The following is a 22,166-nucleotide window of genomic DNA, read 5'->3' as shown; positions in this document are numbered from 1 at the left end:
GCCCGCTGGCACGCTGAGCACCCGCCACAAGGAGGCAGACGTTGAACGACTCCGTGCTCACCTCGGTGCTGCTGCCGGTCGCACTCGCCGTGATCATGTTCGGCCTCGGCCTGACCCTGACGGTCACGGACTTCTCCCGGGTGCTGCGGATGCCGCGCGCCGTACTGGTTGCCCTGGGCACCCAAGTCCTGCTGCTGCCGATCATCTGCTTCGGCCTGGTCAAGGCCTTCGGCCTGGCTCCGGCGCTGGCCGTCGGCATGATGCTGCTGGTCGCCTCCCCCGGCGGTACGACGGCCAACCTGTTCAGCCACCTGGCCGGCGGCGACGTCGCCCTCAACGTCACCCTGACCGCGGTGAACTCGGTACTCGCCGTGATCACCCTGCCGATCGTGGTCAACCTGTCGCTGAACCACTTCCTCGGCGACGGCCAGATCGGCCTGCAACCGGCCAAGATGCTGCAGGTGTTCGCGATCGTGCTGGTCCCGGTCGCGCTCGGCATGCTCGTCCGCGGCCGCAGACCGGCGTTCGCGGACCGGATGGCCCGCCCGGTCAAGCTCGGTTCGATCGTCGTCCTGGCCCTGGTCATCTTCGCCGCGATCTTCACCGAGCGCGACAACGTGCTCGACTACGTGGTCGAGGTCGGCCTGATCGCGCTACTGCTCAACGTCATCAGCCTGGCCGTCGGGTACGTCGTACCGAAGCTGACCGGTCTCGCCGAGCGCCAGTCGATCGCCTGCTCGATGGAGATCGGCATCCACAACGCCACGCTCGCGCTGACCATCGCACTCAGCCCGTCCCTGCTCGGCAGCAGCGAGATGTCCATCCCCGTCGCCGTCTACGGCATCGTGATGTTCTTCCCCACCGCCGCGTTCGCCTACTACCTCAGCCGGCGCGGCGTTCGGCCGGGAAGCGAGACGCTCCCCGGCCGGGCCGCGATCTAGGCGAGCTTGAACGACTGGGCAGCAGAGCCGTTGCAGGTCAGCTGGACCAGCTGGACCGAGTCGGCGGTGGAGCCGCCCGGGACGGCCAGGCACTTGCTGCTGTGCCGGCTGACGAAGTGGAAGTAGCCGTCGCCCTCGGCAACGGCCCGCCACTGCTGGTTGTTGCCGTTGCTGTACGTCCACAGCTGCAGGCCGGCGTTGTCGGCCGCGGAGACGCCGGTGATGTCGACGACCTTGGTGGCGTCGTTGCGGTTGTTGATCCGGACGAAACCGCCCGACGTCGGCTGGAACTGGTACTGCTGCGCGGTCGAGGAGTTGCAGGTGTACTGCTGGACGACGGTGCCGTTCGTCGTACCGGCCGAGCGGGCGTCGACGCACTTGCTCGTCGCCTTGTTCGTGGCCGTGTACCAGGTGTTCGGCTCGGGCTGACCGGTCGGCGGGTCGACCGGCGGGGTGCTGCCGCCGCCTCCGAGCCACTTCAGCGAGTCCATCAGGAACGTGTTCTGGGCGGCGCTGTCGAAGGTCGACGACAGCCGGGTGTTGGTCTCGTAGTTCATCGCGTTGTGGCCGAAGTTGCCGTAGATCATCTTGAAGTTCTTGTTCGCCCAGACGATCGGGTGGTAGCCGCTGCGCCAGGTCTGGTTCGGGTCGGTGCCGACCGGGTAGCTGCCCGGATCGATCGCGGCCAGGATCTGGATGTTCGGGTTCGTGCGCAGGTCGTTCTGCCAGCCGTACCACTCACTGACCGACGACCGGAACGTCGCACCCGTGTTCACCAGGGCCGGGTGCGTCCGGTTCTCCGTGCGCAGCGTCACCGCGGTCGGTCCCCAGGTGTTGGTCTGGAACCGGCCGGTGCCGAGGAAGGTCTGGTAGAACCACGGCCAGGCCGGGGTGTCCGCGTCGTTGTACGCCGTCACGTGGAAGCCGAACCAGGCGCCGCCGTTCTCCATGTAGCGCTGGAACCCGGTCCGCTGGGAGGCGCCGGTCGGCGCGTCGTCGAGGAACAGCACCACCTGGTACTGCGAGGCGCTGACGGTGTTCAGCCGGTTCCAGTCGTTGGTCGCGGTGTAGGTGAAACCGTTCTGGGCCGCGAGCTGCGGGAACCGTTGGTTGGCTTCCTTGACGAAGTCGATGTGCGCGGCGTCCCAGGTCCCGCTGTAGAAGGCGAGCACGTTGAAGGTCGCTTGAACCTCCTGCTCCTGCTGAACCTTGGCCTGGGCGGCCGGCACCGAGGCGAGCAGCAGGAAGCCGAGCACGACGGCCAGCACCCTGGGCAGGAAGGAAAGTCTGACGAAAGGCATGGGGGCGGTCCTTTCCGAGGAAAATTCAAGGCTTAAACTAACTTTCAGTTTTAGCCTCGACAAGCCCTTTCCAGAAGTTTCCTTCGTTAGTCCCCAGCACCGTCAGCAGGCGTAGTCGTTCGGCGCTCTCGCTGCCCGGCTCCGCGGTGAACACGATCAGCGTCTGCTGCTGGTCGCGGTTGTCGATCACCTCGCAGTACAGCTCGAGCTCGCCGACCACCGAGTGGTTGAACAGCTTGGTCCGGCTGTGCATCACGCCGACCTCGTGCCGCTCCCACAGCTCGGTGAACTCGGGGCTGACCTTCTGCAGCCCCCGCACGATCGAGGCGGCGTACGACTTCGGGCCGTCGGCGGTGACCACCGCGCGGAGCATCGAGACCAGCATCCGGCTGTGGTTCGACCGGTCCGGCTCCCGGTACAGCGCCCGGCTGCCCGGGTCGGCGAACCAGCGGTAGATCTCGCTGCGGTCCATCCCCTCGCGATTGGTCTGCTCACCGGCGAACGCGACGTGCGCCGGGGTCTGCGCGAGCGTCTCGCCGCACCGGTTGACCAGCAGCGCGGGGGTGTCCTGCAGCCGGTCCATGATCCGCAGCATGCCCGGGTCGACGTGGCAGGCCCGCGTGGTCCGCGGCGGCGTCCCGTGCCCGGCGAGCACGAACAGGTGGTCGCGCTCCTCCAGCGTCAGCCGCAGCGCGCGGGCGATCGCGCCGAGCATGTCGACCGACGGTTGTGGCCCACGGCCCCCTTCGAGGCGGCTGTAGTAGTCGGTCGACATCGACGCGAGCGACGCGACCTCCTCACGCCGCAGTCCCGGCGTCCGGCGCCGCCGGCCGCGGGGCATCCCGACGTCCTCGGGTTGCAGGGCTTCCCGGCGCTTGCGCAGGAAGTCGGACAGATCGCCGTACTCCATGAACCCAGAGTCTCAGGCCGGCGCAACGCCAACCACTGCTTGCCGAGCAGTGGTTGAGCTCAGCCTGGTTACGGCGGCCCGGGCGCCCAAGGCTGGAGCCATGAAAACGACAGGCAACACGATCTTCATGACCGGCGGCACCTCGGGCATCGGCCTCGGGCTGGCCCGCCGGTTCCGGGACCTCGGCAACACCGTGGTGATCAGTGGGCGGCGCAAGGAGCTGCTCGACCGGCTCGCCGCCGAGGAGGGCTTCGGCACGGTCGAGCTGGACGTCGCCGACCCGGCGTCGATCGCTTCGGCGTACGGGACCGTCAGCACGCGGTGGCCGGAGACGAACGTGCTGATCACGATGGCGGGTGTGATGCGCCCCGAGGACCTGCGCGACCCGGCGCACCTGGCCGTGGCCGAGCAGACGGTCGAGATCAACCTGCTCGGTACGATCCGCACGCTGACCGCGTTCACGCCGTTCCTGATCGGCCGGCCGGACGCCACGATCGTCACGGTCTCGTCCGGGCTGGCGTTCACGCCGCTGACCATGACGCCGACGTACAACGCGACGAAGGCCGCGGTGCACAGCTACACCGAGAGCCTGCGCTCGCAGCTGGCCGAATCCGGGGTGCAGGTGATCGAGCTGGTTCCTCCGGCCGTGCAGACCGACCTGCTCGGCGTCACGCCGGACCCGGAGTGGATGCCGCTCGATGAGTACCTCGACGAGTCGGTGCAGCTGTTCACCGACCAGCCCGACGCCCGCGAGATCCTGGTCGAGCGGGTGAAGTTCCTGCGCAACGCCGAGCGGGAGAACCGGTACGACGAAACGCTCGCGGCCCTCAACAGCCACTAGTCGCCGAGAGCTTGCTCCAGGCGCTCGACCTTGGCGGTCAGCTGGCCGGTGTAGCCCGGCCGAATGTCGGCCTTGAGCACCAGGCTGACCCGCGGCGAGACCGCGGCGACGGCGTCGACGGCCTGCTTGACCACCGCCATCACCTCGTCCCACTCGCCCTCGAGGTTGGTGAACATCGCGTTGGTCTCGTTCGGCAGGCCGGAGGCGCGGACGACGCGGATCGCCTCGGCGACCGCCTCGCTCACGCCACCGGTCTCGTCCCCGGCGGCCGGGCTGATACTGAAGGCAACGATCATGCCCCCAGGCTAACCAGCCCGGCCCAAGGGATCAGACGTTGTCCTGGACGACCTTCTCGCGCGCCTCTTCCTCCGCGCGGCGCTCGGCCCCGCTGGTGGTCATCAGCGGCTTCTCCTTGATGAACAGCACCGCGACCAGCGCCAGCACCGCGAACGGCACCGACATCATGAACAGGTCCGCGGTCGCCATGCCGTACGCGTTCTCGACGACGGCCCGGGCCTCTTCGGGCAGCTCGGCGATGTTCGGCACCGCGCTACCGCCACCGGACGAGGCACCGCCCGGGTTCAGCGTCTCGGTGACCTTGTTGGCCAGGATCGCGCCGAGCACGCTGACACCGATCGTGCCGCCCATGCTGCGGAAGAAGCTGACCGACGAGGTGGCCGCACCCAGCTCACGCGCCGGTACGTCGTTCTGCGCGGCGAGCACCAGGTTCTGCATCACCAGGCCGATGCCGACGCCGAGCACGATCATGAACGCCCACAGCAGGTACTTCGAGGTGTGCGCGTCGATCGTGCCGAACAGGGCCAGGCCGATCGGCAGCAGCACGCTGCCGACGACCAGGTAGATCTTCCACTTGCCGTACTTGGTGATCAGGCCACCGGCGATCGTCGAGGCGACCATCATGCCCAGGATCATCGGCAGGCTCATCAGGCCGGCCTTGGTCGGCGAGTAGCCCTGCGCGATCTGGAAGTACTGCGCCAAGAACACCGAGCCGCCGAACATGGCCACCCCGACCAGCGCGCTGGCCACGATCGCCAGCGTCACCGTGCGGTTGCGGAACAGGTCCATCGGGATGATCGGCTCGGGGTGCTTGCGCTCGACCAGCACCGCGGCCACGAGCGCGGCCAGGGCCGCGCCGACCAGCAGGAAGCTCCAGCCGGACGCCCAGTCGAACCTGTTGCCGGCGAACGACGACCAGACCAGCAGCGTGCTCACCCCGGCGGTGATCAGGAACGCGCCCCACCAGTCGATCTTCACCTCACGCCGTACGGTCGGGAGCTTCAGCGTGCGCTGCAGCAGGATGATCGCCGCGATCACGAACGGTACGCCGACCAGGAAGCAGGCCCGCCAGCCCAGCGGCGAGTCGACCAGGAAGCCACCGAGCAGCGGTCCGCCGACCGTCGCCGAGGCGAAGATCGCGCCGAAGATGCCGGAGTACCGGCCGAGCTCACGCGGCGGGATGATCGCGGCCATCACGATCTGCACCAGCGCGGTCAGACCGCCGGCGCCCAGACCCTGCAGCACCCGGCTGCCCAGCAGCACCTCGATGTTCGGGGCGAAGCCGGCCACCAGCGAACCGATCACGAAGAAGCCCAGCGACAGCTGGACGAGCAGCTTGTTGTTGTAGAGGTCGGCGAGCTTGCCCCACAACGGCACGGTGGCCGTCATCGCCAGCAGCTCGAGGGTGACGACCCAGGTGTACGACGACTGGCTCGCCCCCAGGTCGTGAATGATCCGCGGCAGCGCGGTCGACACCACGGTGCCGGCCAGGATCGCCACGAACATGCCCATCATCAGGCCGGAGATGGCCTGCACGGTCTGCCGCGGGGTGAGCGCCGCCACCTCGGCGGCGGCCACCTCCGGCGGGGTGACCTCGCCCGCCGGGTCGGCCGGGTTGGGCGAAGAGGTCGTTGTCATGACTGACCTTCCTGGTGTCGTGAGAGAACTTCTCTGTCGTACGCGGGGTCCAGACCGTCGGCCAGAAGCGCGAACGCCTCGTCGACCAGCGCGGTCAGGCCGGGCACCTCGTGCCCGCCCGCAAGCTTCTGTTTCTCCGCCGCGACCCGAACGGCGGTGGTGACGGCGCCGACCAGCAGCGCCGGCTTCAGCGAGGCCGGGGGCTCGCCCATCCGCTCGGCGAGGGCAGCGGACAATGCCCGCTCGTCCTCGGCCCCGAGCAGGACGAACTGCGCCAGCAGCGCCGGCGACCGGCCGACCAGCTCGAACCGTTCCTTGGCGTCGACGGCCTTGTCGCCGAAGTCCTCCAGCGCCTGACTGACCAGCACCCGCAGCATCGTCAGCGGCGACTGCTCCGGCGCCGCCTCGCGCAGCCGGTTCAGCGAGCGCTCGAGGTCTTCGGGGTCCCGCCCGAGGATCGCGTGCTCCTTGTGCGGGAAGTAGTTGAAGAAGGTCCGCACGGACACGTCCGCGGCCTCGCTGATCTCCTCGACCGTGACGTTGTCCGGCCCCTTCTCGACCGCCAGCCGCAGGGCCGCGGCGGCCAGGGCCAACCGGGTCTCCCGCTTCTTGCGCTCGCGCCGGCCACCGGTGGCCGCGACGTCCTCGGTCTGCATCACGGGAACAACGGTGACACGAACTTGCACACCATGCAAACTATTTGTCACTGCAATCTTGCAGTCACGCACTCACTACTCTCCGTGTTCATCCGATCGTTTCATCCCCGCTCCCTACGATGAGCCCATGCGATGGGGCGAGCAGGTCTCGGTGCGGGGCGCGCGGGTGCACAACCTGAAGGACGTGAGCGTCGACGTACCGCTGCGGCAGCTCGTCGCGCTGACGGGGGTGTCCGGTTCGGGCAAGTCCTCGCTCGCGCTCGGCGTCCTGTACGCCGAAGGCTCCCGCCGCTACCTGGAGGCCCTGTCGACGTACACCCGTCGCCGCTTGTCCCAGGCGGCGAGGGCCGACGTCGACGCGGTGGACGGCGTACCGGCGGCGATCGCGTTGCGCCAGCGGCCCGTCGTACCGGGGGTTCGCAGCACGTTCGGTACGGCGACCGAGCTGCTCAACTCGTTGCGGCTGATGTACTCGCGGCTCGGCGTGCACCGCTGCCCGAACGGCCACGCCGTCCCGCCGACCATCGAGATCGCCTCGACCGGGCACGCGACCTGCCCGATCTGTCACGAGCGGTTCGCCGCGCCCGGCGCGGAGGAGTTCGCGTTCAACTCCGACGGCGCCTGCGAGACCTGCGCGGGGACGGGCGAGACCCGGCAGATCGACCAGCGGTCCCTCGTACCGGACGAGTCGCTCTCGATCGAGCAAGGTGCCGTCGCGGCCTGGGGCTCCTTCGGGGCCGGGCTGCTTCCGCAGGTGGTCGCTCAGCTGGGTGTGCGGACCGACGTCCCGTTCCGGGAGCTGACGCCGGCCGAGCGCGAGATCGTGCTGCGCGGCGACGAGACCTCGCGGGTCGTGGTCGTGGCGAGCAAGAAGGGCAACGCGTTCGAGCTCAACGCGACGTACCGCAACGCCAACCGGGTGATCGAGGACGCGCTCGGCAACGCGCAGAGCGAGAAGGCTGTGACGCGGCTCGACCGGTTCGTCCACGTCGCCGAATGCCCTGCCTGCGGTGGGTCCCGGCTCAACGAACGTGCCCGGTCGGTACCGCTGAACGGCGTCACGCTGGACGTCCTGTCGACGTGGACCCTCGATCGCGCCACCGAGTTCGTCCGCGCTCTCGCGTCGTCACTCGCGGCCGACCTGCGGAGGATGGCCGAGCAGATCGTCGAGGCGTTCACCGCCAACGCCGATCACCTGCTCGGCCTCGGGCTCGGTTACCTCTCCCTCGGCCGTGCCTCCCGGACGCTGTCGACCGGCGAGCTGCAACGCGTGCAGCTCAGCCGGACCCTGCGCAGCAGCGCGACCGGACTGCTCTACGTGCTCGACGAGCCGTCGATCGGGCTCCACCCGAGCAACATCGACGCGCTGATGCAGGTCGCCCGCCGGCTGATCGAGACCGGCAACTCGGTCGTCCTGGTCGACCACGACGTCCGGGTCCTGCGGCACGCGGACTGGCTGATCGAGATCGGCCCCGGCGCCGGTTCCCTGGGCGGCGAGGTAGTTGCCACCGGCAAGGTTGCCGAGCTCGAGGCGTCGCCGGTGTCGCTGATCGGCGGCTTCCTGAGCGGCCGCGAGCCCTCGGTCGTCCGGCCCCGGGTGGACGACGCTTTCGAGCACGGCCGGATCCGCCTCACGACCGGTCCGCGCTTCACCCTCCACCCGATGGAGGTCGACTTCCCGCTCAAGCGCCTCACCGCGGTGACCGGCGTGAGCGGGTCCGGCAAGACCACGCTCGTCCTGGACAGCCTCGCGGCCGCACTCACTGCCCGGTACGACGAACGCCTGCTGCCCGCGCACGTGCGCTCGCTGGAGTCCGACGGCGTGCAGCGGGTCGCGGTCGTCGATGCGACGCCGATCGGGCGGAACGTGCGATCCACCGTGGCGACGTACAGCGGAATCCTGGACGAGCTCCGCCGCGCCTTCGCCCGGGAGTCCTCCGAGCTGAGCGCGGCTGACTTCTCCTACAACACCGGAAGCCTGCGGTGCCCGCAGTGCGAGGGCACCGGGCAGATCTCCCTCGACGTACAGTTCCTGCCCGACGTCGAGATCCCGTGCCCGCTGTGCGGCGGCACCCGCTACAGCCCCGCCGCGGACGCCGTCACCCTCGACGGCCTGACGATCGCCGCCACCCTCGCGCTGACCGTCACCGAGGCCCGTCAGCACTTCCCGAAGCTCCGCAAGCTGCAGGCCCGGCTCCGCACCCTCGACGAGGTCGGCCTCGGCTACCTCATGCTCGGCGAGGCGACCCCCGCGCTGTCCGGCGGTGAAGCCCAGAGGCTCAAGCTCATCGCCGACCTGGAGAAGCCGCAGCAGGGCACGCTGTTCATCTTCGACGAACCGAGCGTCGGCCTGCACCCCGCCGACATCCGCGTCCTGCTCACGGTCCTCGACCGCCTGATCACCGCCGGCGCCACGGTGATCGTCATCGAGCACGACCTCGACATGATCGCGAACGCCGACCACGTCATCGACCTGGGCCCAGGAGGCGGCGAACACGGCGGCCGCATCGTCGCCGCGACCACTCCGCAACTGCTGCCCTCGGTCCCGGCCAGCGTGACCGGCCGCTACCTCGCCCGCTAGCCGCTCAGCCGGAGCCGGTCTGCCGGGCGCACAAGCCTCACTGGAAAAACATAGCATTCCTATGTAATATTGAGGACGTGATCGCGACTGACCTTTCCAAGCTCGGCGTCGACGTGGTGGTGGCGTCGGCCCGGTTGACCCGTCTGGCCAGCCGGGACGTCAGCGCGCTGCCGCACGCGGCGATGCGCCTGCTCGGCCGGCTCGACGAGCTCGGGCCGACCCGGATCAGCGAGCTCGCCAAGGCCGACCGCTGCTCGCAGCCGACGATGTCGACGCTGGTGCAGCGGCAGGAAGAGAGCGGGTGGGTCCGGCGCGAGCCCGACCCGGCCGACTCCCGGGCCAGCCTGATCAGCCTCACCGACGCCGGCCGTGCGGAGCTCAACCACGCCCGCCGCGAAGCCGGTGCGGCCATTGCCCAACGGCTGGTCCAGCTCCCCGCCGAAGACCTCGCCACCCTGGAGGCCGCGGTCACCGTCCTGCACAAGATCCTCACCCTAGAACCGTTGGAGGAGTCCCCCCGGTGAGCAGCAACAGCAGCTCGTTCCTCAAGCAACCCAAGTCCGTCTGGGCCGTCGCCTTCGCCTGTGTGATCGCATTCATGGGCATCGGCCTGGTCGACCCGATCCTCAAGCCGATCGCCGAGCAGTTGCACGCCAGCCCGTCGCAGGTGTCGCTGCTGTTCACCAGCTACATGGCGGTGATCGGCGTCGCGATGCTGATCACCGGCGCGGTCTCCAGCCGGATCGGCGCGAAGCGCACTCTGCTGATCGGTCTCGCGATCATCGTGGTGTTCAGCGCGCTGGCCGGCCTGTCCAACTCGATCGGCGCCATCGTCGCCTTCCGGGCCGGCTGGGGCCTGGGCAACGCGTTGTTCATCGCGACCGCCCTGGCCACCATCGTGAACTCCGCGGCCGGCTCGGTCGCCGAGGCGATCATCCTGTACGAGGCGGCGCTCGGCGTCGGCATCGCGGCCGGCCCGCTGGTCGGCGGTGAGCTCGGCACGATCTCCTGGCGCGGCCCGTTCTTCGGCGTCGCCGTCCTGATGACGATCGCGCTCGCCGCGACCGCGTTCCTGCTGCCCGCCTCGCCGCCGGCTCCGCGCCGTACGTCGATCCTCGAACCGCTGAAGGCGTTGCGGCACCGGTCGCTGGCCACCGTCGCCGTGACCGCGCTGCTGTACAACTTCGGCTTCTTCACGCTGCTCGCGTTCACCCCGTTCCCGCTGGCGATGTCGGCCCGGCAGATCGGCCTGATCTTCTTCGGCTGGGGCATCGGGCTCGCGCTCACCTCGGTCTTCGCGGCGCCGTGGCTGCAACGCCACTTCGGCACGCTGCCCGTGATCATGTCCGCGCTGCTGCTGTTCGCCGCCGACCTGGCCGTGATGGGCGTCTACGCCCACCACCCGCACGTGCTCGCGGTCGGCGTGGTCGTGGCCGGGCTGTTCCTCGGCGTGAACAACACGCTGATCACCGAGGCCGTGATGGGCGCGGCGCCGGTCGAGCGCGGTACGGCGTCCGCGGCGTACAGCTTCGTCCGCTTCTCCGGCGGCGCGGTCGCACCGTGGCTGGCCGGCAAGCTCGGCGAGGAGGTCAACGTCCAGCTGCCCTTCTACGTCGGCGCTTTCGCCGTCGTCCTGGCGGTCGGCGCGCTGGCCACCGGCTGGAAGCCGCTCGCCCACCTGCGGATCCCGTCGTCGCACTCCCGGACCGAGGCCGAGGCGATCACCGTCGCCGACGCCTGAGGGTCACTGCCTGCCGCCGAGGACCACGACCGGGTTGAACCTGGTCGTGGTCCAGGCGGTGAGCGCCGCCGTACCGCCGACGACGGCGAGTGAGCCCGCGAGGATGATCCCGAGCAGTCGCCACGGCACGGCGACCACCACGACGCCGAACATCTGCGCGGTCCCGGCAGCGATCCCCGCCATCGCGGCTCCCGCGACAACGCCGCCCAGCAGGACGCCGACCACGACGACCGTGAGCGACTCCACCGTCGCGATTCCCACGACCTGCCGACGGGTCAGCCCGGCCATCCGCGCCAGCGCGAACTCCCGCCGCCGCTCGGCCGCCGCCATCACCACGGCGTTGACCACGGCAACGGCCGCGTAGATTCCGGCGAGGCCCATAAGAACCACGAAGATCCCCGTGTCGTCCCGCTGCTCGACGGCGGCCTTGTCCTCAGCCCACTCCTCCACGGACCTGCCGCCCAGTCCCTTCAAGTCAGCACCAGGATTCACCTTGACCAAGGTCTCCGTAGAACCCCCCAAACCCTCGGTCAATCCCTTCGGCACAAAGAAGTTCTCCGTCACGTCCAACGTCTCCGGCATGATCGCGACCACCGTCAACGGCAGCCGCTTGCCCCCGATCGTCGCCGTCAGCACCTCCCCGAGCTTGTACCCCTCGACCGCCATCCCCGGCCCGATCGCGATCGTTGCCCCCGACAACTTGTCCAGCGAGCCCTTGCGCGGCCGCAACGCGTGTGTGCGTTGGTACGCCGCCGGATCGATCCCGACCGCTTCCGAGTACCTTGTCGCCTTCTTCCTCCCCACGACCGTCATCGGCACCGTCGTCTGCTCCGACGCCGCCGCGATCCCCTCAGCCGGCTCGACCGACCCCTCAACGACCAGGTCCGCCGAGATCAGCTGCCGCTGCTCCTCCCCCACTGCCTTGGCCAGCGACCCGAACGTGCCCCACAACCCGGCGAGCAACCCCACCAGCACGATCAACGGCGCCGCGGTCGCGGCACTTCGCCGTACGGCGTGCAGGACGCCGGCCTTCGCGAGATCCGTGACCACCGAACCGCGCAGCACCAACGCCGGCAGGCGGCCGGCCACCGGTACGACGACCGGACTCAGCTGGCTCAGTGCGACCGACCCGCTGATCATCACCACCAGCGCGATCAGCAACCCGGCGACGAAGTCCTCCGCGGCCTGTGCGGCGATCACCATCACGACTGTGAACCCAGCCGAGGACAGCCCCCAGAACCACCGCCATCCGGTCATCACCGGCATCGTCCGCGGCAGGTCCCCGATCGCCTCCAGGGCACTGAGCCGCGACGCTCGCCAGGCCGCTGCGAAGGCGCCGACCACCGCCGTTCCCACGCCCACGAAGGCGGCGACCCACATCGTGCCCCAGATCCACGGCGCCTCGAACCACTGCGGGAGCATGCCCAGCTCGATCAGCAGCGTCGACTGCGCCCACGTGCCGACCAGGCAGAGCGGGACGCCCAGCGCTGTTCCGATCAGCCCACACCCGGGCCACAGCACCCGACCTGAGGTAGTGCGCGCGCTACCGGGTACCGAGCGACAGGAGGTGTCGGCCCCCAAGGCCCCAGGCCCCCCAGCGCCAGGCGGGGCGATGCCGGAGACCGGGCCACACCTCCTGTCGCTCGGTACCGATCCGCTACCTCAGGTACGCGAGCAGGGCTGCGACGTCAGCCTGATCGAACGGTCTCGCCCGGACGAGCGATTGCAGCAGGAGTCCGTCGAGCGCGGCGACCAGCAGGCTCGCCTTCTGCGGGTTGGTGGTGAACGTCCGGGCGATCTCGGTCAGCGGCTGCAACCAGGCGCCGGCAGCCTCCCGCAGCTCAGGCCGCCGCGCCGCGAGCAGGTACAGCTCGTACGCCGCCAGCGTGCGCCCCCGCCGGTAGACGAGCAGGTGCTCGACCAACCGCGCCAGCTCGTCCGCGGGCCGCGCGCCGAGCTCGCTCACGCGCTCGTGCAGCTCGGCGGTGAGGTCCTCGGCGGCGCCGGTCAGCGCAGCGATCAGCAAGTCGTCGAGCGACGCGAAGTGGTACGTCGTCGAGGCCACCGACACCCCCGCCTCGGCCGCAACCGCCCGGTGGCTCACCCCGGCGACCCCCGCCCGCTCGACCACCATGATGGTCGCCCGCAGCAGCTCGTCCCGGCGCAGCGCGCCCCGCAGCCGCCGCCCGTCGCTCCTGCCCGGCCCGCGTCCGCGCCGCACCTCGCTCGGGCCCGGTGCCTGGCCCGGAGCACGGCCCGGCGCCCGGCGCTCGCGACCCCGGCCACTCCCCGCTACACCGCCACTGACCTGCACAAACGGCAACCTAACAGGACAGACGTACTGATTGTTTTTCGGCCCGGATTTCGCGAGATCCGGGGTGTTCGAGCGCCTAGGCTCGGATCCCGTGACCTCCACTCTCAGTACCGCGATGCGGCGGGCGCTCAAGCGTGCGGACGACGGCAAGACCCTGGACCAGGCTGAGGTGGAGGTGCTGCTGACGGCCTCCGGCGAAGCGCTGGACAAGCTGATGGCGACGGCAGGCCGGGTCCGCGACCAGGGCCTCGAGGACGCCGGCCGCAGCGGGATCGTCACGTACTCCAAGAAGGTCTTCATCCCGCTGACCCGGCTGTGCCGCGACCGGTGCCACTACTGCACGTTCGCGACCACGCCGGGTCGCGTCGAGTCGCCGTACCTGAGCCCGGACGAGGTGCTGGAGATCGCCCGTCAGGGCGCGGCGCTGGGCTGCAAGGAGGCGCTGTTCACGCTCGGCGACGCCCCCGAGGACCGCTGGGACGCGGCCAAGCAGTGGCTGGACGAGGCGGGCTACGACAGCACCCTCGACTACGTCCGCGCGATGGCCGTCCGGGTCCTGGAGGAGACGGGCCTGCTCCCGCACCTGAACCCCGGCGTCATGTCGTGGCAGGACCTGCAGCGGCTGAAGCCGGTCGCGCCGAGCATGGGCATGATGCTGGAGACGACCTCACGGCGGCTGTTCGAGGAGAAGGGCCAGCCGCACTTCGGGTCGCCCGACAAGGACCCGTCGGTCCGGCTGCGCGTGCTCGAGGACGCCGGCCGCTCGAACGTGCCGTTCACCACCGGCCTGCTGATCGGCATCGGCGAGACGATCGAGGAGCGCGCCGACTCGGTCTTCGCGCTGCGTCGCGTCGCCCGCCAGTACGGCGGGATCCAGGAGGTCATCATCCAGGGCTTCCGGGTGAAGCCGGACACCGCGATGCGCAACGACGAGGACGTCCCGCTGCACGAGTGGCTGGCCGCGATCGCGGTGACCCGGGTCGTGCTCGGCCCGCGCGCCCGCGTCCAGGCCCCGCCGAACCTGGTCGACCTGGACGAGGCCAAGCTGCTGCTCGCGGCGGGTGTCGACGACTTCGGCGGCGTCTCGCCGCTGACCCCCGACCACGTGAACCCGGAACGCCCCTGGCCGCACCTGGACGACCTGGCCAAGCTGACCGCCGACGCCGGCTTCACTCTGCGGGAGCGGCTGACGGCCCACCCGGAGTACCTGCGCGAGCCCTGGCTCGATCCGCGCCTGATCAACCACGTCGAGGCGCTCGTCGACCCGGCGACCGGCCTGGCGAACGAAGAAGCGATGCCGAAGGGTTTGCCCTGGCAAGAGCCGGACGGCGGCTGGGACTCGGTCGGCCGGACCGATCTGCACACCGCGATCGACACCGAAGGGCGTCGTACGGAGACCCGCTCGGACTTCGACGCGGCGTACGGCGACTGGGACGTGCTGCGCGAGGACGTTGCCCAGCGCAAGGCTCCGGAGCGGATCGACGGTGACGTGAAGGAGGCCCTCGCGGCCGCCGAGCGCGACCCGGCCGGGCTGTCCGACAGCCAGGCGCTGACGTTGATGACGGCAACGGGTCCGGCGCTCGACCAGCTCGCGACGATCGCCGACGACCTGCGCAAGGCCGTGGTCGGCGACGACGTCACCTACGTGGTGAACCGGAACATCAACTTCACCAACGTCTGCTACACCGGCTGCCGGTTCTGCGCGTTCGCCCAGCGCCGGACCGACGCCGACGCGTACTCGCTGTCGATGGACGAGGTCGCCCAGCGGGCCGAGGAGGCCTGGGTGATCGGCGCGACCGAGGTCTGCATGCAGGGCGGCATCCACCCGGACCTTCCCGGTACGGCGTACGCCGACCTCGTCCGCGCGGTCAAGCAGCGCGTCCCGCAGATGCACGTGCACGCGTACTCGCCGATGGAGATCGTGAACGGCTCGGTCCGCACCGGGCTGTCGATCGAGGAGTTCCTGATCTCGGTCAAGGAGGCCGGGCTGGACAGCATCCCCGGCACCGCGGCCGAGATCCTCGACGACGACGTGCGCTGGATCCTCACCAAGGGGAAGTTGCCGACGGCAAGCTGGATCGAGGTGATCTCGACCGCGCACAAGGTCGGGCTGCCGTCGTCGTCCACGATGATGTACGGCCACGTCGACTCCCCGCACCACTGGGTCCAGCACCTGCGCACGATCGCGGCGGTGCAGGATCAGACCGGCGGCTTCACCGAGTTCGTGCTGCTGCCGTTCATCCACACCAACTCGCCGATCTACCTGGCCGGCGTGGCCCGCCCCGGCCCGACGTACGACGAGAACCGCGCGGTGCACGCGATGTCCCGGATCATGCTGCACGGCCGGATCGACAACATCCAGTGCTCCTGGGTCAAGCTCGGCACCGACGGCTGCGTCGCCGTGCTGAACGGCGGCGTCAACGACATCGGCGGCACGCTGATGGAGGAGACCATCAGCCGGATGGCCGGCTCCAAGCACGGCTCCCGCAAGTCGATCGAGGAGCTCACCGCGATGGCCACCGCCGCCGGCCGCCCGGCCCGCCAGCGCACCACGACGTACGGCGAGGTCGAGCAGCACCCGGTCACCGAGCTCGAACTGGCCTGAGACGTACGAAGGCCGCCTGAGACGTAGAAGGCCCCCGTCCCGAAGGGCGGGGGCTCGTCCGGGTGGTATCGGTCCCCAGTCGCACCGGTACCACCCGGACGAGAAAACGCCGATCGTGCCGGGCGTCGGTCACCACCTCACTGGCGACCGGCGCCCTGTGCGGCACGACCGGCGTCTTGCTCTGCCCCGAGAGGGCGTTCGGCCCGAAGGATGGTGGGCCTGAACTCAGTTCCGCGGCCGGCAGGGGAGGTACAGTTCCGGTCGCGGACGGGAGTTCGCGGTTCCACCAAGAGCCTGTGCCGGCGACCCGTCCGCCGCCGACAACTGAACGTTGTCACGCGAGCCCGGAGCGGGACCATCCCCCGGATCAAACATTTGCATTGGCTTTTCAGAAGGCGACAGACTGTATACAAGTAGTCACAGGCTGTACCGCTGTTGCCTGCCGCAACAAGTAAAAAGCTTGCGTGCTTGATTACCGGCACAGCCCAGATCGCCGTACAGGAAGAGAGTTCGACTCAGTACGGGTAGGTGTCGTCGCGCCGCGTGGGGTCCATGTCCCACAGCGAGAACTCCACGACCTTGTGGGACTCCTCGCCGCCGGCCGGGCTCAGCCCGACCGTGTCGTAGTCCTTGGAGCCCAGGCCGTCCAGGTAGCCGAGCAGCTCGAACGCCGACCGGGCATCCTCGATGTCGTCGATCACGTCGTCGTTCTGCGCCTCGTCGGCGCGGCTGCGCACGTAGGCGACGAACGCCTCCGGGTCGGTCACCACGAAGTCGTAGCGGGCCTGGTAGCTGAGCCGCAGCCCGTTCTCCGGGACCATCGGCTCGTCCAGCTCCGCGACGCCCTCGACCAGCTCGCGGTAGTCGGCCGGGTCGTCGAAGTCGTCCGGCCCGAGCGGCACGTCGTCCAGCTCGTCGGGGTCGTAGGAGTCGATCCCGAGGAAGATGTCACCCCAGCCGCGCTCGTGCACCGCGTCGGCCAGCGCACGGGCCTGGATCCGGACGTTCTCGATCGCCGTCGTGGCCCGGAGATCGTGCAGGTCAAGGGCGTCGGCCTGGGCCAGCAGCACCTTGGCAAGTTCGCGGGCGGCCTCGGCGGCCGAGGCGGGCTCAAGCGGCTCACTCATGCTGCGACCGTACAACCATCGGTACGTCGACCGCCGCGCCCGGTACGCCGAACGCGTCCACGAGCTCGGTCGCGTAGCCGCGGATCCGGCCGCACAGCTCGTTCACCAGCGCCGTGATCGCCTTCGAGCGCGGGCCGGACAGCCGCCCGTGCTCCATGAACCAGGCCCGGTCGTTCTCGATCGTCACCAGCGCGTGCAGGTCGTACAGCTCCTTCAGCCGGTCCTGGGTCTCCCCCTCGGGCGCAGCCTGTACGGCGTGCTGGAACGCCTCCAGCACCTCCCGCTCGACGTGCGCCCGCCCGGCCGCGATCACGTGGTCCTGGCACCGGTTGAACACCTCGAAGGCCTCGTCGCCGGCGTCGATCCCCGCCTTCAGCCGGCGCGCGACCCCGGCGAGCATGTGCTGCTCGCGGAACCGCAGCAGCCCCGAGTGGTAGTCGTCGTCCCGCAGCCCGGCATCCGGGTCGGTGGAGTCCGACCGGTTCGGTACGACGTCGCGCAGCCGCTCGACCAGCCCTCGCAGCGCGGTCTTCTCGACCGCGATCTCGACGGCCTGCCCGGCGACGAACCGCGCGGTGCCGAGCGGGTCGAGCTCGCCGAACGACCGCCGGTAGTCGGTCAGCAGACCCTTCGCGACCAACTGCAGCAGCACCGTGTTGTCACCCTCGAAGGTGGTGAACACGTCGGTGTCGGACTTCAGCACGGACAGCCGGTTCTCGGACAGGTACCCCGCGCCGCCGCACGCCTCGCGGCACATCTGGATCGCCTCGGTCGCGTGCCACGTGCCGAGCGCCTTCGTCCCGGCCGCCTGGGCCTCCAGCGCGCGCCGGTCGTGCTCGTTGCCACCGGTGCCGCCGCCGCGCCCGTCGCTGTCGTCGCGGGGAGCGCCGTCGTCGGCGCCGAAGATCCGGGCGAAGTTGTCGACCAGCTCGGCCTGGGCGAAGTGCATCGCGTAGGTCCGGGCCAGCTGCGGAAGCAGCCGGCGCTGGTGCATCCGGTAGTCGAGCAGGAGCGTCTCGTCCGGACTTCCCGGCGCACCGAACTGGCGGCGCTGGTCGGCGTACCGGACGGCGATCGTCATCGCGACCTTGCTCGCGCTGATCGCGGCGCCGCCGATCGAGACCCGGCCCTGGACCAGCGTGCCGAGCATCGTGAAGAAGCGCCGGTCCGGGTTCTCGATCTCGCTGCGGTAGGTGCCGTCGGCATCGACCTGCGCATACCGGTCGAGCAGCGCCTCGCGCGGCACCCGGACCTGGTCGAAGACGATCCGCCCGTTGTCCACGCCGTTCAGGCCGAGCTTCGGCCCGCAGTCGCTGAGCGTCACGCCGGGCAGCGGCTCGCCGTCGCCGGAGCGGATCGGGACCAGCAGGCAGTGCACGCCGTGCGTCTCGCCGCCGACGACGAGCTGGGCGAACACCGCCGCCAGTTTCCCGTGCCGGGCCGCGTTGCCGATGTAGTCCTTGCGCGCCGACGCGGTCGGGGTGTGCACGACGAACTCGCCGGTCGTCTCGTCGTACGTCGCGGTGGTCTCCAGCGACTGGACGTTCGAGCCGTGGCCGGTCTCGGTCATCGCGAAGCAGCCGAGCAGTTCGCCGGTGAGCGCGTCGGCCAGGTACCGGTCGTGGTGCCGCTCGGTGCCCAGGTGCAGGATCGCGCCGGCGAACAGGCCGAACTGGACGCCGGCCTTCACCATCAGCGACAGGTCGCCGTACGCGAGCGTCTCGAAGCCGGCGATGAACCCGCCGAGGTCGCCCTGGCCGCCGTACTCCTTGGGGAAGCCGCGGGACGGGTGTCCCTGGGCGGCCATCTCCTTCAGCGTCCGGAGCACCTCGTCGCGGTACTCGTCCCTGCCGAGCCGCAGCCCGGCGTCCAGCAGGGAGGAGTGGCTTGCCAGTCCGTCCCGTACGACGTCGCGTGCGGCCTTGTGCGGCCCGTCCAAGTACTCCCGCAGCCCGGTCATAGACCAAACCTATGTCGGGAACTACGAAAACGGACGGAAAAGCAGAGTGGGTTGCCGCACTTGCGGCTCTAGAGTGTCGTTCATGCCGAATTTGCGGATCAGTGAGGCGGCCGCGCTACTCGGAGTCAGTGATGACACCGTCCGGCGCTGGATCGACAACAAGCGGCTCCCGGCCACCGAGCAGGGCGGGCGGATGGCCGTCGACGGCCGGGCCCTGGCCGTGTTCGCCCAGGAGCTGGCCGAGTCACCGGAGCCCGGTACGACGACCGCCGCCTCGGCCCGGAACCGGATGCGCGGCATCGTCACCCGCGTCGTCAAGGACGGCGTGATGGCGCAGGTCGAGATGCAGGCCGGGCCGTTCCGCGTCGTCTCGCTGATGAGCCGCGAGGCGGCCGACGAGCTCGGCCTGGAGCCCGGCGTCGTCGCCGTCGCCTCGATCAAGTCCACCCACGTAGTCGTCGAGATCCCGGAGGTCTAGATGTTCCGCCGTACCAGCTCCACCCGGCGTGTCCTCGCCGCTTCGCTCACAGCGGTCGTCGCGCTCGGCCTGGCCGCCTGCGGCGACGACACCCCGGCGGACTCCTCGCCGTCCGCGTCGTCCCCGTCGGCCGGCGCGAGCAGCACCGCCACCGTCTCGGGCACGGTGAACGTCTTCGCCGCCGCGTCGCTGACCGGCACCTTCACCCAGCTCGGCAAGGACTTCGAGGCCGCGCACCCGGGCGTCAAGGTGGTCTTCAACTTCGCCGGCAGCTCGGCACTGGCCACCCAGATCAACCAAGGGGCTCCGGCCGACGTGTTCGCGTCGGCGGCACCGAAGAACATGGACCAGGTGACCGACAAGGGGACGCCGACGACGTTCGTGAAGAACGTGCTGGAGATCGCGGTCCCGAAGGGCAACCCGGGCAAGATCACCGGGCTGAAGGACTTCACCGACAAGTTCCGCAAGATCGCGCTGTGCGCGGAGCAGGTGCCGTGCGGCGCGGCCGCCCAGAAGGTGTTCGCCGCGGCCAAGCTGACGCCGCAGCCGGACAGCCTCGAGCAGGACGTCAAGGCCGCGCTGACCAAGGTCAGCCTCGGTGAGGTCGACGCCGCGCTGGTCTACAAGACCGACGTACTGGCCGCGAAGGACAAGGTCGAGGGAATCGCGTTCCCCGAGTCCGCGCAGGCGGTCAACGACTACCCGATCGCCACGCTGACCAAGGCCCCGAACGCCGACGGCGCCAAGGCCTTCGTCGACTTCGTGCTGTCGGCCGACGGCAAGAAGGTCCTCAGCGAAGCGGGCTTCGACGCCGCGTGAGCTCGCGGCGGCCGGAGCGCCTGCGGCAGGATCCCTCCATGAGCATCCGCCGCAGGCGACGGACCGGCGGCAGGTTGCCGCTCGTCCTCCTCCTGCCGGCGCTGCTCGGCCTCGCCTTCCTGCTGGTGCCCCTGGCCGGTCTGCTGGCCGAGGCGCCCTGGTCGACGCTGCCGAGTCGTCTCTTCAGCGCGGAGGTCGGCCAGGCCCTGCGCCTGTCTCTCCTGTGCGCCAGCTGCGCGACCGTCATCTGCCTGTTCCTCGGCATCCCGCTCGCCTGGCTGCTCGCCCGTGCCGACCTCCCCGGCCGCGGCCTGCTGCGCGCACTGGTGACCGTCCCGCTGGTCCTTCCGCCGGTCGTCGGCGGGGTCGCGCTGCTCCTGGTCCTCGGCCGGCGCGGGTTGATCGGTGAGCGGCTGGATCTCTGGTTCGGCTTCACGTTGCCGTTCACCACCGCCGGCGTGATCGTCGCGGAGGCGTTCGTCGCGATGCCGTTCCTGGTGATCTCCGTCGAGGGCGCCCTGCGCGCGGCCGACCCGCGCTACGAGGAGGCCGCCGCCACGCTCGGCGCCGGCCGCTGGCTCACGTTCCGCCGCGTCACGCTGCCGTCGATCGCGCCGGGCATCGTCGCGGGCGCGGTCCTGTGCTGGGCCCGAGCGCTCGGCGAGTTCGGCGCGACGATCACCTTCGCCGGCAACTTCCCAGGCCGTACGACGACGATGCCGCTGGCCGTCTACCTGGCACTGGAGACCGATCCCGATGTCGCCGTCGTGCTGAGCATCGTGCTGCTGCTCGTCTCGGTCGTCGTCCTGGCGAGCCTGCGCGAGCGCTGGATCAGTGGTCTGCGATGACCCTGCACGCGGACCTGCACGTACGTCGTACCGGCTTCGAACTGGCGTTGGACCTGACCGTCGAGCCCGGCGAGGTCGTCGCCGTGCTCGGCCCGAACGGCGCCGGCAAGACCACCGCCCTGCGCGCGATCGCGGGCCTGCTCCCCGTCGACGGCGGCCGCATCACGCTCGACGGCACGGTGTGGGACGAACCTCCCCGGACCTTCCTGTCCGCCGACCGGCGCCCGATCGGCGTCGTGTTCCAGGACTACCTGCTCTTCAACCACCTGAGCGCCCTGGAGAACGTCGCCTTCGGCCTCCGGGCTCGTGGCGTCGACAAACGCGTCGCTCGCGCCACCGCCGCCCAATGGCTGGACACCGTCGGCCTGACCGACCAGGCCAAGTCCCGCCCGCGCTCCCTCTCCGGCGGCCAGGCCCAGCGCGTAGCTCTCGCCCGAGCACTCGCCACCCAGCCCGAGCTCCTCCTCCTGGACGAGCCCCTGTCAGCCCTGGACGCCGGCACCACGCTCCACATCCGCGCCGAGCTGGGCCAGCACCTCGACCGCTACGAGGGCCGCACCCTCCTGGTCACCCACGACCCCCTCGACGCCATGGTCCTCGCCGACCGCCTCGTGATCATCGAGAACGGCGAGGTCGTCCAGGAGGGCAGCCCCAGCGAGGTAGCCCACCGCCCGCGCACCGACTACGTAGCCCAGCTCGTCGGCCTCAACCTCTACCGAGGCACCGCGGACGGCACCACCGTCCGCCTCAGCACCGGTGGCTCGGTCACCATCGCCACGCCCACCACCGGCCCGGTCCACGTCGCCTTCCCGCCGTCCGCCATCAGCCTCTACCCCGACCACCCCACCGGCAGCCCCCGCAACACCTGGCCGGTCGTCGTCACCGGCATCGAACAGCACGCCCACACCGTCCGGGTCCGCCTGGCCCCCGCCGAGGGCTCGTCAGCTCCCACCAACCTGCTCACCGACGTCACCCCCGCCGCCGTCGCGGAGCTCTCCCTCACCCCCGGCCGGCCCCTCTGGGCCACCCTCAAGGCCACCGAAACCCAGACCTACCCGAGCTGATCACCAGTTGTTGCCTGGTGCAACAGGGTGGGCGGCGGATACTGG

19 protein-coding genes are annotated in these 22,166 nt (G+C 70.1%); 10 read left to right on the top strand and 9 right to left on the bottom strand.

The features are described 5' to 3' along the window. The first annotated feature begins 41 nt into the window (after positions 1 to 41). Positions 42 to 941 carry a bile acid:sodium symporter family protein gene (locus ACLQ2O_RS06320; RefSeq protein ID WP_425828140.1) on the top strand — a complete coding sequence of 300 codons (900 nt, stop codon included), beginning with the start codon at positions 42 to 44 and terminating at the stop codon, positions 939 to 941. On the opposite strand, the gene ACLQ2O_RS06315 is transcribed toward ACLQ2O_RS06320, so the two are convergent. Continuing rightward, positions 938 to 2,242 carry an RICIN domain-containing protein gene (locus tag ACLQ2O_RS06315; protein WP_425828138.1) on the bottom strand — a complete coding sequence of 435 codons (1,305 nt, stop codon included), beginning with the start codon at positions 2,240 to 2,242 and terminating at the stop codon, positions 938 to 940. The two genes, ACLQ2O_RS06320 and ACLQ2O_RS06315, sit on opposite strands and share 4 nt — an antisense overlap. Before the next feature lie 37 nt (positions 2,243 to 2,279). Continuing rightward, on the bottom strand, positions 2,280 to 3,152 hold the full coding sequence (locus tag ACLQ2O_RS06310) for a helix-turn-helix transcriptional regulator (protein WP_425828136.1): 873 nt from the start codon (positions 3,150 to 3,152) through the stop codon (positions 2,280 to 2,282). Between the two features lie 100 nt (positions 3,153 to 3,252). On the opposite strand from ACLQ2O_RS06310, the gene ACLQ2O_RS06305 reads away from it, so the two are divergent. Beyond that, complete coding sequence (locus tag ACLQ2O_RS06305; RefSeq protein ID WP_425828134.1) at positions 3,253 to 3,993, top strand: SDR family oxidoreductase; 741 nt, start codon at positions 3,253 to 3,255, stop codon at positions 3,991 to 3,993. Here ACLQ2O_RS06305 and ACLQ2O_RS06300 read toward each other — a convergent pair. From ACLQ2O_RS06300 to ACLQ2O_RS06290, 3 genes are read right to left on the bottom strand one after another with little or no spacing between them, the layout of a single operon-like run. Continuing rightward, a complete protein-coding gene (locus ACLQ2O_RS06300; protein ID WP_344182297.1) occupies positions 3,990 to 4,289 on the bottom strand; it encodes a thiamine-binding protein in 300 nt (99 codons plus the stop codon). The two genes, ACLQ2O_RS06305 and ACLQ2O_RS06300, sit on opposite strands and share 4 nt — an antisense overlap. Positions 4,290 to 4,320: 31 nt before the next feature. After that, complete coding sequence (locus ACLQ2O_RS06295; protein ID WP_425828131.1) at positions 4,321 to 5,928, bottom strand: MDR family MFS transporter; 1,608 nt, start codon at positions 5,926 to 5,928, stop codon at positions 4,321 to 4,323. Beyond that, positions 5,925 to 6,584, bottom strand: a complete 660-nt coding sequence (locus ACLQ2O_RS06290) for a TetR family transcriptional regulator (protein WP_425829081.1) — start codon at positions 6,582 to 6,584, stop codon at positions 5,925 to 5,927. The genes ACLQ2O_RS06295 and ACLQ2O_RS06290 overlap by 4 nt, the downstream gene beginning before the upstream one ends. 127 nt (positions 6,585 to 6,711) lie before the next feature. Here ACLQ2O_RS06290 and ACLQ2O_RS06285 point away from each other — a divergent pair, with 127 nt between their 5' ends. The 3 genes from ACLQ2O_RS06285 (at position 6,712) to ACLQ2O_RS06275 (ending at position 10,906) form a co-directional block, all read left to right on the top strand. Continuing rightward, the gene (locus ACLQ2O_RS06285; protein WP_425828129.1) at positions 6,712 to 9,165 is read left to right on the top strand and encodes an excinuclease ABC subunit UvrA; all 2,454 of its coding nucleotides are present in this window, start codon (positions 6,712 to 6,714) and stop codon (positions 9,163 to 9,165) included. 77 nt (positions 9,166 to 9,242) lie between these two features. Beyond that, entirely contained in the window at positions 9,243 to 9,689 is a 447-nt protein-coding gene (locus ACLQ2O_RS06280; RefSeq protein WP_425828127.1) for a MarR family winged helix-turn-helix transcriptional regulator, read from the top strand. Continuing rightward, positions 9,686 to 10,906 carry an MFS transporter gene (locus ACLQ2O_RS06275; RefSeq protein ID WP_425828125.1) on the top strand — a complete coding sequence of 407 codons (1,221 nt, stop codon included), beginning with the start codon at positions 9,686 to 9,688 and terminating at the stop codon, positions 10,904 to 10,906. Before ACLQ2O_RS06280 ends, ACLQ2O_RS06275 begins: the two co-directional genes overlap by 4 nt. 3 nt (positions 10,907 to 10,909) lie before the next feature. On the opposite strand, the gene ACLQ2O_RS06270 is transcribed toward ACLQ2O_RS06275, so the two are convergent. Together ACLQ2O_RS06270 and ACLQ2O_RS06265 are read right to left on the bottom strand one after the other, a co-directional pair. Next, a complete protein-coding gene (locus tag ACLQ2O_RS06270; RefSeq protein ID WP_425828123.1) occupies positions 10,910 to 12,427 on the bottom strand; it encodes an FtsX-like permease family protein in 1,518 nt (505 codons plus the stop codon). 136 nt (positions 12,428 to 12,563) lie between these two features. Next, the gene (locus ACLQ2O_RS06265) at positions 12,564 to 13,127 is read right to left on the bottom strand and encodes a TetR/AcrR family transcriptional regulator (protein WP_425828121.1); all 564 of its coding nucleotides are present in this window, start codon (positions 13,125 to 13,127) and stop codon (positions 12,564 to 12,566) included. A gap of 184 nt (positions 13,128 to 13,311) precedes the next feature. On the opposite strand from ACLQ2O_RS06265, the gene ACLQ2O_RS06260 reads away from it, so the two are divergent. Beyond that, the gene (locus ACLQ2O_RS06260) at positions 13,312 to 15,825 is read left to right on the top strand and encodes a bifunctional FO biosynthesis protein CofGH (RefSeq protein ID WP_425828119.1); all 2,514 of its coding nucleotides are present in this window, start codon (positions 13,312 to 13,314) and stop codon (positions 15,823 to 15,825) included. Positions 15,826 to 16,340: 515 nt separating this feature from the next. Here ACLQ2O_RS06260 and ACLQ2O_RS06255 read toward each other — a convergent pair. Together ACLQ2O_RS06255 and ACLQ2O_RS06250 are read right to left on the bottom strand one after the other, a co-directional pair. After that, complete coding sequence (locus ACLQ2O_RS06255) at positions 16,341 to 16,952, bottom strand: hypothetical protein (RefSeq protein WP_425828117.1); 612 nt, start codon at positions 16,950 to 16,952, stop codon at positions 16,341 to 16,343. After that, the gene (locus ACLQ2O_RS06250; protein ID WP_425828115.1) at positions 16,945 to 18,912 is read right to left on the bottom strand and encodes an acyl-CoA dehydrogenase; all 1,968 of its coding nucleotides are present in this window, start codon (positions 18,910 to 18,912) and stop codon (positions 16,945 to 16,947) included. The genes ACLQ2O_RS06255 and ACLQ2O_RS06250 overlap by 8 nt, the downstream gene beginning before the upstream one ends. An 82-nt stretch (positions 18,913 to 18,994) precedes the next feature. On the opposite strand from ACLQ2O_RS06250, the gene ACLQ2O_RS06245 reads away from it, so the two are divergent. The 4 genes from ACLQ2O_RS06245 to ACLQ2O_RS06230 are packed head-to-tail and all read left to right on the top strand — an operon-like array spanning position 18,995 to position 22,121. Beyond that, a complete protein-coding gene (locus ACLQ2O_RS06245; RefSeq protein ID WP_425828113.1) occupies positions 18,995 to 19,390 on the top strand; it encodes a TOBE domain-containing protein in 396 nt (131 codons plus the stop codon). Then, on the top strand, positions 19,391 to 20,209 hold the full coding sequence (gene modA / locus ACLQ2O_RS06240; RefSeq protein ID WP_425828111.1) for a molybdate ABC transporter substrate-binding protein: 819 nt from the start codon (positions 19,391 to 19,393) through the stop codon (positions 20,207 to 20,209). A gap of 38 nt (positions 20,210 to 20,247) precedes the next feature. Then, entirely contained in the window at positions 20,248 to 21,057 is an 810-nt protein-coding gene (gene modB / locus ACLQ2O_RS06235) for a molybdate ABC transporter permease subunit (protein ID WP_425828109.1), read from the top strand. Further along, entirely contained in the window at positions 21,054 to 22,121 is a 1,068-nt protein-coding gene (locus ACLQ2O_RS06230; RefSeq protein WP_425828107.1) for an ABC transporter ATP-binding protein, read from the top strand. The genes modB and ACLQ2O_RS06230 overlap by 4 nt, the downstream gene beginning before the upstream one ends. The last annotated feature ends 45 nt before the right edge of the window (positions 22,122 to 22,166 follow it).

The organism is Kribbella sp. DT2, assembly GCF_049844575.1.
Lineage (GTDB): Bacteria > Actinomycetota > Actinomycetes > Propionibacteriales > Kribbellaceae > Kribbella.
The sequence above is the reverse complement of the archived record's forward strand: the minus strand, read 5'-3'. Positions and strand labels throughout refer to the sequence as shown.

What these genes read in the sequence shown, in the direction of transcription:
- ACLQ2O_RS06250 (WP_425828115.1), bottom strand. Translation starts at nt 18,912, where the DNA reads ATGACCGGGCTGCGGGAGTACTTGGACGGGCCGCACAAGGCCGCACGC.
- ACLQ2O_RS06290 (WP_425829081.1), bottom strand. Translation starts at nt 6,584, where the DNA reads ATGCAGACCGAGGACGTCGCGGCCACCGGTGGCCGGCGCGAGCGCAAG.
- ACLQ2O_RS06300 (WP_344182297.1), bottom strand. Translation starts at nt 4,289, where the DNA reads ATGATCGTTGCCTTCAGTATCAGCCCGGCCGCCGGGGACGAGACCGGT.
- ACLQ2O_RS06295 (WP_425828131.1), bottom strand. Translation starts at nt 5,928, where the DNA reads ATGACAACGACCTCTTCGCCCAACCCGGCCGACCCGGCGGGCGAGGTC.
- ACLQ2O_RS06305 (WP_425828134.1), top strand. Translation starts at nt 3,253, where the DNA reads ATGAAAACGACAGGCAACACGATCTTCATGACCGGCGGCACCTCGGGC.
- ACLQ2O_RS06285 (WP_425828129.1), top strand. Translation starts at nt 6,712, where the DNA reads ATGCGATGGGGCGAGCAGGTCTCGGTGCGGGGCGCGCGGGTGCACAAC.
- ACLQ2O_RS06310 (WP_425828136.1), bottom strand. Translation starts at nt 3,152, where the DNA reads ATGGAGTACGGCGATCTGTCCGACTTCCTGCGCAAGCGCCGGGAAGCC.
- modA (WP_425828111.1), top strand. Translation starts at nt 19,391, where the DNA reads ATGTTCCGCCGTACCAGCTCCACCCGGCGTGTCCTCGCCGCTTCGCTC.
- ACLQ2O_RS06255 (WP_425828117.1), bottom strand. Translation starts at nt 16,952, where the DNA reads ATGAGTGAGCCGCTTGAGCCCGCCTCGGCCGCCGAGGCCGCCCGCGAA.
- ACLQ2O_RS06245 (WP_425828113.1), top strand. Translation starts at nt 18,995, where the DNA reads ATGCCGAATTTGCGGATCAGTGAGGCGGCCGCGCTACTCGGAGTCAGT.
- ACLQ2O_RS06315 (WP_425828138.1), bottom strand. Translation starts at nt 2,242, where the DNA reads ATGCCTTTCGTCAGACTTTCCTTCCTGCCCAGGGTGCTGGCCGTCGTG.
- ACLQ2O_RS06230 (WP_425828107.1), top strand. Translation starts at nt 21,054, where the DNA reads ATGACCCTGCACGCGGACCTGCACGTACGTCGTACCGGCTTCGAACTG.
- modB (WP_425828109.1), top strand. Translation starts at nt 20,248, where the DNA reads ATGAGCATCCGCCGCAGGCGACGGACCGGCGGCAGGTTGCCGCTCGTC.